This is a genomic window from Xenorhabdus bovienii (assembly GCF_024721015.1).
Lineage (GTDB): Bacteria > Pseudomonadota > Gammaproteobacteria > Enterobacterales > Enterobacteriaceae > Xenorhabdus > Xenorhabdus bovienii.
The window spans coordinates 14,083-27,033 of record NZ_JANAIF010000052.1; the positions used below are offsets into that span (position 1 = coordinate 14,083).

A 12,951-nucleotide genomic window follows, 5' to 3' on the forward strand; every position below is an offset into this window, starting at 1 on the left:
GATCGTTATATTTTTAATCGGATCAGAGTAACTTTGCCCATTCTTTAACCCAATCTTCAGCTGGATCCTCGGGAATTTCATACTTCTGGATGTCTATTTCCAATCGATCCCCGATCCTTTTTGCTCCGCGATCTTTCAATAGATGCTCAAATGATTTGATGGCACCACAGAATATGTCATATTCGGAACTGCCAATACCGACCGAACCAAATGTCACGTTACTTAGATCTGGCTGTTCTTGTGCGATCGTGTCTGCCAGAGGCCGAAGATTTTCGGGTAAGTCCCCTGCCCCATGTGTTGATGTGACCACAAGCCATAGCCCACCAAGGCGCAGATCATCCAGTGAAGGACCATGAAGGACCTCAGTTGAAAACCCGTGATTTTCTAAGATCTCCGCCATATGTTCGGCAACATATTCAGCACTTCCCATTGTGCTGCCGCTGATTAAGGTTATTGTGCTCATCATGATCCCTGTTAAATTAAAGAGCGGCTATTGTACGCTGTGAGTCTACTGGGATCTACCTGTGGATAATGTGGTTATAAACCATTTCCTGTTTCAAGGCTTGATTGTTCTTATGATTGGGTTTTGCAGGGAGATCAGGGTTTCTGTTGACTGGATTTCATCGATTGTCTGGATCTTGTTGATAAGTACATCTTGAAGCGATTCAATGGAGCGGCACATGACTTTAGTGAAAATGCTGTAATGCCCTGTGGTGTAATAGACTTCAACCACTTCATCAAGCATGTCGAGTTTTTTCAATGCGGCCGGATAGTCTTTGGCGCTTTTTAAAATGATGCCGATAAAGCAACACACATCAAACCCCAGTTGTTTGGCACTGATATCAACACGAGTGCCTGTAATGATCCCTGCCTGCTTCATTTTTTCCACTCGAACATGAATTGTACCCGGGCTGACGGCGAATTTTTTGGCTAATTCTGCATAAGGTGTCCGTGCGTTATCCATTAAAGCGTGAAGAATGTCACGGTCTAAATTATCGATCTGATAAATTTCTGCCATTTTTAACCCCTATTTTTGAATGATATTCATTTTTATGGTGTAAAAATTATTGTTTATAAATATTACTCGATATTTTTATTATCAGATATTGAATTTATACCTCATTCTGTTGCTTAATCTATATCAATAGGACACAGAGTCACTAAAAATTTTGAGAGCAGCGCCATGAAAACATCCTTTATTGAAAAACAGCAGCAGATTAGTTTTGTGAAATCATACTTTTCCCGTCTGCTAGAGAAGCAACTCGGTTTAATCGAAGTTCAGGGACCCATTCTGAGCCGTCTTGGTGATGGTACTCAGGACAACTTGTCTGGCCATGAAAAAGCGGTACAGGTAAAAGTTAAAACATTGCCAGATGCAACGTTTGAGGTGGTTCATTCTCTAGCTAAATGGAAGCGCAAGACATTAGGTCGCTTTGGTTTTCAAGCTGAACAAGGATTGTATACCCACATGAAGGCTCTGCGTCCTGATGAGGATCGCCTGACTCCTATCCACTCTGTCTTTGTTGATCAGTGGGATTGGGAAAAAGTGATGGGTGAAGGTCACCGCTCACTCGGTTATTTAAAACAGACAGTAGGTAAAATCTACGAAGCGATAAAAGAAACACAAAAAGCAGTAAGTAAGGAATTTGGTCTGGCACCGTTCCTGCCAGATCAAATTCACTTTCTTCACAGTGAAGAGCTTCTGAAACGTTACCCTGATCTGGATGCTAAAAGTCGTGAGTGTGAGGCCGCCAAAGAGTTTGGTGCGATTTTCTTGATGGGAATTGGTGGTAAGTTATCTGATGGTCAGTCACATGATGTTCGCGCACCGGATTATGACGACTGGACAACGCCAAACAGCGACGGCTTCTTCGGCCTGAACGGTGACATTATTGTCTGGAACCCTGTATTGCAAGATGCTTTTGAAATTTCGTCAATGGGTATCCGTGTTGATGCAGAAGCACTGCAACGTCAGCTCGAGCTAACTTGTGATGAAGATCGACTGCAATATGACTGGCATCAGGCATTGGTCAAAGGTGATATGCCACAATCCATCGGTGGAGGCATTGGTCAATCACGTTTGGTGATGCTGCTGCTGCAAATGGCGCATATTGGTCAGGTTCAGTGTGGTGTCTGGTCACCCGAAATTATCGAATCTGTTGAAGGTGTATTGTAAGGATTGACTGCGAAGGGATCCGAGAGTAGTGACTCAGTGTCGCCATCTTCGCAGTAAACGGCTTGTAATCCCGGTATCAAAGCGCCAGATATGATCGAATATCCGCATGATACCGGGCTTTCCATAATGGGACAGGGAAACTGCATGGAAGCGGTGTTGTTGGCGTTGTTGCAGGTTTTGTATCTGATGGATTAGAACGTCTGGCAACCGCTGGGCAATGAAATCTGAAATAACAACAGCGTCGGCATCTTTCCAGATATTTTCTTGCATTTTCTCAATGATGGCATTCAGGCAGAATGCCAGATCGGTTCCTCCTTTGAAAGTTTGCCCCAAAAAATGTACCGCCTGTGTTAGCCCATCTTGTGACGTTAAGTCATAGTGTATGAGTTCTGTGGAAAATAATATGATGTGGCAGTGACGATTATCTGCCAGAGCAATACGCATCAGTGCCAGACAAAATGCTTTTGCACAATGCTCGTTGAACCCGCCCATTGATCCGGAAGTATCCACGCACACAATAAATGGTCCTCGGGGCTGTTCTGCATGATCATGGTGAGTAACCGGCTTCAATATGGTTCTTGGCTGCCAGTTGTCTCCTTGTAAGCGGTAGGTCAGTAACTTTTTCTCCACCAGCCGCCGATAAAATTCGTACTCCAAATCTTCAATTCCCAGCATGGCCAGTTCTGTGGGTAAAAGTCTCAGGATATCGTCACCTTGTTGGATACCGCTGACTTGCTCTGGCACGGTATCTGGCATTCGCTCTATCTGGGTGAATGGTTCAAGGGTGTCGCTATCTTCGGGAATTGATTTAGCCGCTTGGCTGCGGCCGAGTAATTGTGCCAGTTTTTCCAGTTCAGGCTGCTGTCTGAGAAATTCAGCATATTGGGTGAATAATGCGGTATTGTGCGACGTCAGGTGAAGCCGGCCTTTGCTCATGTCCCACAATCGCCCTGCGGCGCGATCATTTTCATCGAATATCGGATCGAAATTGCCACTAAGAACCAATCGTTTCTGGATCTCTGCCAATAATTGTTCTTTTTCCTGTTCCAGCAATTGCTTATGAAAGGTTGTTACTTGCAGGATCAGGCTGGTGCGCCAGCGTTGAATAAACAGGATTTGTCCTGCGTGGGTGTGTTCAGATAACGCTTCTCGCAATGTGTGGGCGTCATGGGTAAAAGGAGATTTGATCTGTTCAAGCTTCTCTGCGAGATCAGAGAGTTGTTGATAAAATTCTGTCGTATTAGCCGTTAGTAATTGCTGGTATAACTGAAATTCTTCAGCTAGAGAGGCTGGAATGAGTGTATCTTTTATTCTTTGTTGTAGTGTTTGCTGCCATGCAGGTACATCTTTCAATAATGCGCGCTTGAACCTAGGGAATTTTTCAAAAAAAATGGCCAATTGAGGGGTACTTAACAGTGCTAAAATGATCTCCTCGATCAGTTCACCTTCATTGATCGAGAGTAAAAGATCGAGCGTTGCCAGAGTTAACATGTCACTACCCCATTTTTGATCTCAATTGTTTCAATTTTTCGATCAATTGCAGAAAGCTTTGTTCAATGTTGGCAATCCAATATTCTTCGATAAATAAACAAGGTTGATGCTGACCGAACAATTGGCGCTGATGCTGGATGGCATCACTAATAGATATCAGCTTTTCATTCCACTCGTTATTTGTTTTTTCTGTTGTTAGTTGCTTTGCTTCCGCTTGGCAGAGAATGGCACTGTTACGGCTCATATCCAGCACTTCCAGTTGATGTTTTTCGTTGATCTCGGCCGAAATTTTCAGTGGAAAACCAATGCCATTTAAGCAAGCGAGCAATTCGCCACTGCTATTTTTGAGTACGTTTTCCAGTATTTTCCTATCTATTTCAATGAAATTAACTTCAATATCATGCAGATGTAATGCGGGATACAGAAATAGCGTCAGTTTTTCATCATTGATAGTTTTGGGAAATAAGTAGTGGGTCTTGCGGCCGAAAAGTGATGAATTCGTGGTTAACTGTAAGGGATGAAGGTGAGTTTCATCTCGGCTGGTTTGTATCCATTGTTGGTATACTCCATCCATTTTCTGTAGCAGGAAACGCTGTTGATAGGCTTGTTCTGTTAGCAAATCATGAAGGAATTGCGGCAGAAGCTTTAAGGCATTCAGGTCGTGCCACAGGCAGTCTTTCAATAGCACCAAATCTAGCGGAGATATGGCATTTTTCCCACTGAAGAATGCACTAGCCTGCAATAAGCGGATGGCTTTTTTCCAGCGGCGATCTGAAACGTAAGGGAGATTTTCAGAGGCATTCAGTTGCTGGCGTAGCTGATAAATCAGCTCGAAAATGTAGCCTGGCAGGGAGACGTGTTTAATCTTACACTGCCATTGATGAAATTCCTCATCTGTGATTTGGAAATGGGTAGGTACAGGATTGTCATTCCCATTGTTTCGATCAGTCAGTAAGGCACGAAAATTTTTCTTTTCCTGAATGTTGTTCAGCCAGATTCGGATCAACATACGATCGTAGAGGGCTTCCAGGCTGCTATCAGCATCGGGCAGCTCATTGGATGCCGTGACCAATAACCGCATCGGCAGGTTTTCTTCTTGGTTGCCATTTCTAAATTTCTTTTCATTGATTGCGGTCAGCAAGGTATTCAAAATAGCGGGGCCTGCTTTCCAGATTTCATCCAGAAAAACAACTTCTGCTTCTGGCAAATAGCCTTCTGTCAGGCGCTGGTAACGGCCTTCATCTTTGAGTGCTTGAATGGAGAGTGGGCCGAAGATCTCTTCTGGTGTGGAAAAGCGTGTCATCAAATACTCAAAAGCGTGAGCATTTTGAAACGCAAATTTTAGCCGGCGTGCTATCAGGCTTTTTGCGATCCCCGGTGGCCCCAGGAGAAAAACACTCTCTCCACATAAGGCGGCCAGAAGACAGAGACGGATGGCTTGTCGTCTTTCATATAATCCGCTTTCTAGATGCTGACTTAACTGGGATATTTTCTCGACCAATTGCATATTATGTACACCATGGTTCGAATAGTTACCTTCATTTATTTATAGATAAAATTCAATCTATGCAAAGATTTTGGTGATTATTTATTGATCCCCAGTAGTGTGTTTGAAAAATCGATTCAGTATAACTTATTCAATAAGTTAGGTTTTCTTATTTATTGCCCTGTTTATTAAACGTTTTAATCATGATCACATTTTCATATCAAGCATGTTGTCTTTGCTATAGGGCTTTATATGATGACGGTTTAGCGAAACGTTTCGCTTTCGCTAATGAGTTAATAAAAAATGAAAAAAGGCGTTTTATTGCATTCTGATATTTCTGCCGTTATTTCTCGTTTGGGGCACACTGATCAGATCACAATCAGTGATGCGGGGCTACCTATCCCGTTGTCCACCCAGCGAATTGATTTAGCGTTAACCCAGGGAATACCCGATTTGATGTCTGTGTTTGACGTGGTTGTGCAGGAAATGCAGGTTGAAGCAGCCATTTTGGCTGCGGAGATGATTGATCACAACCCTCAGATACATGAACAAATCATCAAGCGCATTGCTGAACTCGAAACAAAACAGGGAAATGCAATCGCGATAGAGTATGTGAGTCATAACATTCTGAAAGAGAAGACAGAAAAGAGCAAAGCGATTATCCGTACCGGGGAATGTTCTCCTTATGCCAATATCCTCCTTTGTTCTGGCGTAACTTTCTGAGGGTATCATGGAGCCATTGCTGGAGTTAAAGGAAATTGATAAGGCTTTCCCTGGGGTAAAGGCGTTGTCGGGTGCAGTCCTTCGCGTTTATCCCGGGAAAGTTATGGCGCTGGTCGGCGAAAATGGTGCCGGTAAGTCCACGATGATGAAAGTCTTGACCGGCATCTATACCAAAGATGCCGGTTCAATCTATTATCTTGGGAAAAATGTGGTTTTCTCCGGCCCTAAATCGTCCCAAGAGGCTGGGATTGGCATTATTCATCAAGAGTTAAATCTTATCCCCCAATTGACGATCGCAGAAAATGTTTTTCTTGGACGTGAGTTCGTCAATAAACTGGGTATCATCAATTGGCAAAAAATGTATGAAGAGGCCGATAATCTGCTGAAGCGTTTGAATATCCGTTATAGCAGCCGTCGACTGGTTTCTGAATTGTCCATCGGCGATCAGCAAATGGTGGAAATTGCCAAGGTGCTGAGTTTCCAATCCAAAGTCATCATAATGGATGAGCCAACGGATGCCTTAACTGATACCGAAACAGAATCGCTGTTTCATGTCATACGGGAGCTGAAAGCTCAAGGCTGTGGCATTGTCTACATTTCCCATCGTCTGAAAGAAATCTTTAAAATTTGTGATGACGTGACGGTATTTCGTGATGGGCAGTTTATTGGCGAACAGCCAGTTACTGCTCTGCAAGAAGATACGTTGATCGAAATGATGGTGGGACGCAAGCTGGAAGATCAATACCCGCGTCTGGATCTGCCGCGTGGGGAAAAACGACTGGAGATTGAAAACCTATCTGGAGCAGGGATCAAAAATGTCAGTTTTTCTCTGTTCGGTGGCGAGATTCTGGGAATATCCGGTTTAATGGGAGCTGGTCGTACTGAATTGATGAAGGTGATCTACGGAGCATTGCCGAAAACTAAAGGCAGGATCCTGCTGGATGGAAAACCCCTGACTATTCGCAATCCACAGGATGGGCTGGCTAACGGCATTGTCTATATTTCGGAAGACCGTAAGCGTGATGGCTTAGTGTTGGGAATGTCGGTCAAAGAAAATATGTCCCTCACAGCGTTACGTTATTTCAGTCAAAAACCCTATCGTTTGAATCATTCCGCAGAACAAAAAGCCGTAACTGACTTCATCAAATTATTCAATATCAAAACTCCCTCAATGGAACAATCGATTGGCTTGCTTTCTGGCGGTAACCAGCAAAAAGTGGCGATTGCCCGTGGTCTGATGACTCGCCCGAAGGTATTGATTCTGGATGAGCCAACCCGAGGAGTGGATGTCGGTGCGAAGAAAGAGATCTATCAGTTGATCAATCAGTTCAAAAAAGAAGGTTTGAGCATCATTTTGGTCTCGTCTGAGATGCCGGAAGTCATGGGAATGAGTGATCGTATTCTGGTGATGCATGAAGGTGGCATAAGTGGTGAGTTCAGTGCGGATAACGCCTCTCAGGAAGCGCTGATGGTCGCTGCTGTCGGCAAACAATACGGTGCAGTTGAAAGGTAATGATCAAGGATAAGAGATATGAATTCTAACATAGCACCAACCTCCAGACGTTGGCTCACGAAAGCCTGGTTGATGGAGCAGAAGTCACTGATTGCACTATTGATTCTGATTGTTGTCGTTTCCTTCCTCAGCCCCAATTTTTTCACACTGAATAACTTGTTTAATATCCTCCAGCAAACTTCTGTCAACGCTATCATGGCGGTGGGAATGACGTTGGTGATCCTGACTTCGGGCATTGATTTATCCGTCGGATCTCTACTGGCACTGACGGGAGCGGTGGCTGCATCTATGGTCAGTACGGGTGTCAACGCGCTGGTGGCAGTTGTTGCAGCACTGGCATTGGGGGCAGCGATTGGCGCATGTACCGGTGTTATTGTTGCGAAGGGCAAAGTCCAGGCGTTTATTGCCACATTAGTGATGATGCTGTTATTGCGTGGTGTTACCCGTGTTTATACCGATGGCAGTCCCATCAATACCGGATTCAGTGATAATGCCGAGCTATTTGGCTGGTTTGGTATTGGCCGTCCATTAGGAGTGCCGGCGCCAGTCTGGATCATGTTGCTGGTTTTTTCTGCTGTCTGGTACATTCTGCATCACACTCGCCTTGGCCGTTACATCTACGCTTTAGGCGGAAATGAATCTGCAACACGTTTATCAGGTATTAACGTTGATAAAATAAAAATAATCGTTTATTCCCTATGTGGCCTATTGGCAGCGTTGGGCAGTATTATCGAAGTGGCCCGGCTATCTTCTGCCCAACCGATGGCAGGAAGTGGTTATGAGCTGGATGCCATTGCAGCCGTGGTGCTGGGGGGAACTAGCCTGGCTGGCGGGAAGGGGCGGATTGTCGGTACGCTGATTGGTGCGCTGATTTTAGGCTTTTTGAACAATGGATTGAACTTATTAGGTATTTCTTCCAACTACCAGATGATCGTCAAGGCAGTTGTGATTTTACTGGCGGTCTTGGTTGATAACAAAAGTAGTAAATAACCTCACCCTACAGGAAAAAACAACATGAAAATGAAGAAGCTGGCAACCATTCTATCCGCCGTAGCCTTGAGTGCAACCATGAGTGCCAATGCACTGGCGAAGGATAGCATTGCATTGGTTATTTCAACATTGAATAACCCCTTCTTTGTCACGATGAAAGACAGCGCACAGAAAGAGGCTAATAAACTCGGATATGACCTGATTGTGCTTGATTCTCAGGATAATCCGGCAAAAGAGCTGGCTAACGTACAGGATTTGACTGTTCGTGGCACGAAATTGATGCTGATTAACCCAACAGATTCAGACGCCGTTGGTAATGCGGTCATCATGGCAAACAAGGCGAATATTCCGGTCATCACCCTTGACCGTACGGCGAATAAAGGAAACGTTGTCAGCCATATTGCTTCTGACAATCGCTTGGGTGGCAAAATGGCCGGTGATTTTATCGCTGAAAAATTGGGTAACAATGCCAAAATCATTCAATTGGAAGGTATCTCTGGTACTTCTGGTGCACGTGAACGTAGTGAAGGTTTTTCTCAGGCCGCCAAAAACCATCAATTCAATATGCTAGCCAGCCAGCCTGCTGACTTTGACCGCACAAAAGGGCTGAATGTCATGCAGAATCTGCTGACAGCCCACCCATCAGTACAAGCCGTTTTTGCCCAAAATGATGAAATGGCACTCGGTGCGTTGCGTGCGTTGCAGACAGCCAATAAAAAAGATGTGCTGGTTGTCGGATTTGACGGAACTGACGATGGCGTCAAGGCTGTACGGAGCGGTAAATTAAGTGCAACGATTGCACAGCGCCCCGATCAGATTGGCATCATTGGCGTCCAGACAGCAGACAAGGTGCTGAAAGGTGAAAAAGTTGACGCTACTATCCCGGTTGAATTGGAATTAGTTATCAAAAAATAATCAGTATTACCATGCAGCCATCAGTTTTGATGGCTGCATCATCGCTGAACAGGAATAAATGTAATGAGTATGGCAAAACTTGCCGTGATGGGCAGCATTAATGCAGATCACATCTTGAACCTCGAATCTTTTCCTCAGCCTGGGGAAACCGTGATGGGAAAACAGTATCAGGTTGCATTTGGGGGAAAGGGAGCTAATCAGGCGGTTGCTGCAGGTCGCTGTGGTGCTGACATTACATTTATTGCTTGTGTTGGCCAAGATGATATTGGCGAGCGTATCCGTCAACAATTGGCGAAAGACAATATCAATACCTCGGCAATCGGAGTTATTGAAGGTGAAACAACGGGTGTAGCACTGATTTTTGTGAATCAGCAGGGGGAAAACGTCATTGGCATTAGCGCAGGAGCGAATGGCGCACTAACATCTGAATATTTCCACCATCATGAGCAGGTGGTCAAAGAGGCTGATGTGTTGCTGTTACAACTCGAAACACCGTTGGAAACCGTACAGCTAGCCGCTGAAACGGCCAGAAAACATAACACCAAAGTTATCTTGAACCCTGCGCCAGCACAGAAACTCTCTGAACAATTACTTTCTTTGGTCGATATCATCACTCCTAATGAAACAGAAGCGGAATACTTAACTGGGATCGCTGTAAAAGATGATGTGGGAGCAGAAAAAGCCGCTCAGGACTTGCATAATAAAGGTATTGAAATCGTTATTATCACATTGGGCAGCCGTGGTGTATGGCTGAGTGAAAATGGTAAGCAAGGTAAAATTGTTCCTGGATTTAAAGTCAAGGCAATCGATACGATTGCGGCGGGCGATACATTTAATGGCGCTCTGGTAACGGGGTTATTGGAGGGGAAAGAAATAGTATCGGCAATTCGTTTTGCCCATGCTGCGGCAGCTATTACTGTGACACGTCAGGGAGCGCAGCCTGCTGTTCCGTGGCGACGTGAGATTGATGCATTTCTGGCTGAACAGGACTAACCGTGGCTACTATGAAGGACGTTGCCCGTCTTGCGGGTGTATCGACATCAACGGTCTCTTATGTAATTAATGATAACCGTTATGTCAGTGAGAGAGTGAAAAAGAAAGTCAATGCGGCCATTGATGAGTTGAACTATGCTCCTTCCGCCTTGGCCAGAAGTCTGAAAATCAAGCAAACCAAAACCATCGGTATGCTGGTCACGACCAGTAATAACCCGTTTTATGCTGAAATTGTCAGGGGAGTTGAACGGAATTGTTACGAGCGGGGATACAGCTTAATTCTGTGTAATACCGAAGGTGACGTGACGCGGCTGATCCGCAGTATGGAAACACTATTGCAAAAACGTGTTGATGGCTTGTTAATCATGTGTTCTGAAAATGCGGTACTACCCAATGATTTTTTGCTCCGATATCCACTTATACCGATGGTAACAATGGATTGGTCGCCTTTTTATGTATCCAGTGATGTCATCAAAGATAACTCTCTATTGGGGGGCGAATTAGCCACAAGTTATCTGATTAGCCAAGGTTTTCGTAAAATTGCCTGTATCGCTGGCCCACAGGATAAGACGCCAGCCCGTCAGCGTCTGGCTGGATATCGAAAAGCAATGAAAGATGCCCAGTTAGAGATCCCTGAAGGGTATGAAATCCACAGTGATTTTGAATTTGCTGGTGGATTGTCATCAATGGAACAGCTACTCCAATTATCTAAACCTCCTGAGGCGGTATTTGCAGGAAATGACGCCATGGCTATTGGGGCTTATCAAGCCTTACATAGGGCGGGTCTTTCTGTTCCCGATGATATCTCCGTGATTGGATATGATGACATTTCGATGGCACCTTACATGATCCCACCACTGACCACCATTCATCAACCCAAAGATGAATTGGGTAAGCTGGCTATTGATACTCTGCTCTATAGAATGGGCAATCCAGGAAGTGAACCAAAGCAATTAATTTTGAAGCCAAAACTGATTGAGCGAAATTCTGTAGCCAGACGCTGAAGGCATTACTTTTTAATCAAATTCCGGCCATCTTCTTTCTTCAATAACAGGAAAACAAAAGAAGAGGCTAGAGTAATCACGCCTATCGTAATAAAGGTATAGTGGAAGTGATCCACTGTTGAACCGTATTCTGCTGACTCATAAAACCGAAGGATTGCAGCACTGACTGTTACTCCCAAACTGATAGATAACTGTTGAGTAACTGCCAATAGGCTATTGCCCGCACTGGCATTGTTATTATTCAAATCACCAAGGGTAATGGTATTCATTGATGTAAATTGCGTGGACATTGCCATTCCTAAAATAAAGAGAGGAATGATCAAAAAGACGAGTGATATCTCCGGTGTCTGTAGCGAAAACTGTGCAATCATCACACCAATGATCACCGTAACCCAAATGAGCGTGTTTCGATATCCAAATCGAGTCAGTAACTTGGTGACAAAAGATTTAGCGAGAATTGCGCCAATGGCGTTTGGTGCCATCATTATCCCGGCAATAATAGCCGAGTAACCAAAACCCACCTGTAGCATTAACGGAATAAGAAATGAGAGGGAACCCGTACTTAAGCGAGTGGCAATATTGCTGGTGATGCCAACTGAAAAGGTACGTGTTTGGAACAACTGGAGGTCGATGAGTGGATTTGGATGCCTTTTTGCATGGAAGATATATCCTGACAGCATAATGATACTACCCGCCATAACCGCAACGGGAACATAGTTAGGCAGAGTATTATTACCAAATAAATCGAAGCTGACCGAAAGCATCACCAGCCCTACACTAAATAGCATGAATCCCAGAAAATCAAAGGGGCATTTAGGCATGGTAAAGTTGGGCATGTGCTTTCTGGCATAAATAATACCCAGTAGGCCGATAGGAATATTGATGATGAAGATCCAATGCCAAGTGGCATAGGTTACTAACAATCCGCCGAGCATGGGGCCTAAAATTGGGCCAAGCAAACCTGGCATAGTCACAAAATTCAAAACGGGCAACAATTCGCTGCGAGGATATGCCCGCAGTAATGCCAAACGGGCAACAGGCATCATCATGGCACCACCAATCCCTTGAATGACGCGGGCAGCTACCAAAAAAGAGAAACTGCTGGATAACGCACAGGCGAGTGAACCCAAAGAAAAAAGGGAAACGGCATAAATGAATATCCGTTGTGTGCCGAATCTATCAGCTAACCAACCACTGACCGGAATTAACATTGCCACCGTTAAGGTATAACTGACAATGGCTGGCTGCATTGCCAGAGGATGATGATTAAGACTTTCAGCAATTGCCGGCAATGCGGTATTAAGGATGGTTGCATCCAGGGATTGCATAAAAAAAGCTATCGCAGCAATCCAGGGCAATCCCGACATACTGCGTGCAGATTTGACCATTAGATATCCTGTTATATTTTAATAATCGATGATTACTTACTGGGTATTTTTTTCCACTTGTTTTTGTTCTTTTAACTGTATGGATGTCACATTTCCCTTCTATTTAACACATTATCCTACTGTATAGATTTAATCATTGTTGTCGATAACACCAATTTTTGATCGAAAAGAGAGCGTAAATGCCAATTTTGTTGAAAAAAAACACGAACGGAAAGAAAATTCAAAAAAACTATTGTCAGGCGGCGAAAAGTCCCTATAATGCGCCACCACTG

At 44.3% G+C, this 12,951-nt stretch carries 12 protein-coding genes; 7 read left to right on the forward strand and 5 right to left on the reverse strand.

What is annotated here, in order from left to right; all coding sequences use genetic code 11:
- Positions 1-22: 22 nt before the first annotated feature.
- Both mioC and asnC read right to left on the reverse strand, forming a co-directional pair.
- On the reverse strand, positions 23-463 hold the full coding sequence (gene mioC / locus NXS07_RS13575; RefSeq protein ID WP_038208135.1) for an FMN-binding protein MioC: 441 nt from the start codon (positions 461-463) through the stop codon (positions 23-25).
- Between the two features lie 93 nt (positions 464-556).
- Positions 557-1,018 carry a transcriptional regulator AsnC gene (gene asnC / locus NXS07_RS13580; protein ID WP_012986661.1) on the reverse strand — a complete coding sequence of 154 codons (462 nt, stop codon included), beginning with the start codon at positions 1,016-1,018 and terminating at the stop codon, positions 557-559.
- A 165-nt stretch (positions 1,019-1,183) separates the two neighbouring features.
- Here asnC and asnA point away from each other — a divergent pair, with 165 nt between their 5' ends.
- Positions 1,184-2,176 (forward strand): aspartate--ammonia ligase, encoded by a 993-nt coding sequence (gene asnA / locus NXS07_RS13585; protein ID WP_038194880.1) that lies wholly within the window; start codon positions 1,184-1,186, stop codon positions 2,174-2,176.
- Between the two features lie 33 nt (positions 2,177-2,209).
- Here the strand turns inward: asnA and viaA are convergent, their stop codons facing one another.
- Both viaA and ravA read right to left on the reverse strand, forming a co-directional pair.
- Complete coding sequence (viaA, locus tag NXS07_RS13590) at positions 2,210-3,667, reverse strand: ATPase RavA stimulator ViaA (RefSeq protein ID WP_258086926.1); 1,458 nt, start codon at positions 3,665-3,667, stop codon at positions 2,210-2,212.
- A 4-nt stretch (positions 3,668-3,671) separates the two neighbouring features.
- On the reverse strand, positions 3,672-5,174 hold the full coding sequence (ravA, locus tag NXS07_RS13595) for an ATPase RavA (protein ID WP_258086927.1): 1,503 nt from the start codon (positions 5,172-5,174) through the stop codon (positions 3,672-3,674).
- Positions 5,175-5,456: 282 nt separating this feature from the next.
- On the opposite strand from ravA, the gene rbsD reads away from it, so the two are divergent.
- The 6 genes from rbsD (at position 5,457) to rbsR (ending at position 11,291) form a co-directional block, all read left to right on the forward strand.
- On the forward strand, positions 5,457-5,876 hold the full coding sequence (gene rbsD, locus NXS07_RS13600; RefSeq protein WP_038194873.1) for a D-ribose pyranase: 420 nt from the start codon (positions 5,457-5,459) through the stop codon (positions 5,874-5,876).
- A gap of 7 nt (positions 5,877-5,883) precedes the next feature.
- Positions 5,884-7,389 (forward strand): ribose ABC transporter ATP-binding protein RbsA, encoded by a 1,506-nt coding sequence (gene rbsA / locus NXS07_RS13605; RefSeq protein ID WP_038208123.1) that lies wholly within the window; start codon positions 5,884-5,886, stop codon positions 7,387-7,389.
- An 18-nt stretch (positions 7,390-7,407) separates the two neighbouring features.
- The gene (gene rbsC, locus NXS07_RS13610; RefSeq protein ID WP_258086928.1) at positions 7,408-8,379 is read left to right on the forward strand and encodes a ribose ABC transporter permease; all 972 of its coding nucleotides are present in this window, start codon (positions 7,408-7,410) and stop codon (positions 8,377-8,379) included.
- A gap of 24 nt (positions 8,380-8,403) precedes the next feature.
- Positions 8,404-9,294: a ribose ABC transporter substrate-binding protein RbsB gene (gene rbsB, locus NXS07_RS13615; protein ID WP_038208117.1), complete on the forward strand. Its 891-nt coding sequence runs from the start codon at positions 8,404-8,406 to the stop codon at positions 9,292-9,294.
- 63 nt (positions 9,295-9,357) lie between these two features.
- On the forward strand, positions 9,358-10,287 hold the full coding sequence (gene rbsK / locus NXS07_RS13620) for a ribokinase (protein ID WP_038208113.1): 930 nt from the start codon (positions 9,358-9,360) through the stop codon (positions 10,285-10,287).
- Positions 10,288-10,289: 2 nt separating this feature from the next.
- A complete protein-coding gene (gene rbsR, locus NXS07_RS13625) occupies positions 10,290-11,291 on the forward strand; it encodes a ribose operon transcriptional repressor RbsR (RefSeq protein ID WP_038208110.1) in 1,002 nt (333 codons plus the stop codon).
- A gap of 5 nt (positions 11,292-11,296) precedes the next feature.
- Here rbsR and mdtD read toward each other — a convergent pair whose 3' ends face one another.
- Complete coding sequence (mdtD, locus tag NXS07_RS13630; RefSeq protein WP_046335498.1) at positions 11,297-12,679, reverse strand: multidrug transporter subunit MdtD; 1,383 nt, start codon at positions 12,677-12,679, stop codon at positions 11,297-11,299.
- Between the last annotated feature and the right edge of the window lie 272 nt (positions 12,680-12,951).

Excerpts from the sequence above, each read along its gene's own strand:
- mioC (WP_038208135.1), bottom strand. The coding sequence starts at position 463 with ATGAGCACAATAACCTTAATCAGCGGCAGCACAATGGGAAGTGCTGAA.
- asnC (WP_012986661.1), bottom strand. The coding sequence starts at position 1,018 with ATGGCAGAAATTTATCAGATCGATAATTTAGACCGTGACATTCTTCAC.
- asnA (WP_038194880.1), top strand. The coding sequence starts at position 1,184 with ATGAAAACATCCTTTATTGAAAAACAGCAGCAGATTAGTTTTGTGAAA.
- viaA (WP_258086926.1), bottom strand. The coding sequence starts at position 3,667 with ATGTTAACTCTGGCAACGCTCGATCTTTTACTCTCGATCAATGAAGGT.
- ravA (WP_258086927.1), bottom strand. The coding sequence starts at position 5,174 with ATGCAATTGGTCGAGAAAATATCCCAGTTAAGTCAGCATCTAGAAAGC.
- rbsD (WP_038194873.1), top strand. The coding sequence starts at position 5,457 with ATGAAAAAAGGCGTTTTATTGCATTCTGATATTTCTGCCGTTATTTCT.
- rbsA (WP_038208123.1), top strand. The coding sequence starts at position 5,884 with ATGGAGCCATTGCTGGAGTTAAAGGAAATTGATAAGGCTTTCCCTGGG.
- rbsC (WP_258086928.1), top strand. The coding sequence starts at position 7,408 with ATGAATTCTAACATAGCACCAACCTCCAGACGTTGGCTCACGAAAGCC.
- rbsB (WP_038208117.1), top strand. The coding sequence starts at position 8,404 with ATGAAAATGAAGAAGCTGGCAACCATTCTATCCGCCGTAGCCTTGAGT.
- rbsK (WP_038208113.1), top strand. The coding sequence starts at position 9,358 with ATGAGTATGGCAAAACTTGCCGTGATGGGCAGCATTAATGCAGATCAC.
- mdtD (WP_046335498.1), bottom strand. The coding sequence starts at position 12,679 with ATGGTCAAATCTGCACGCAGTATGTCGGGATTGCCCTGGATTGCTGCG.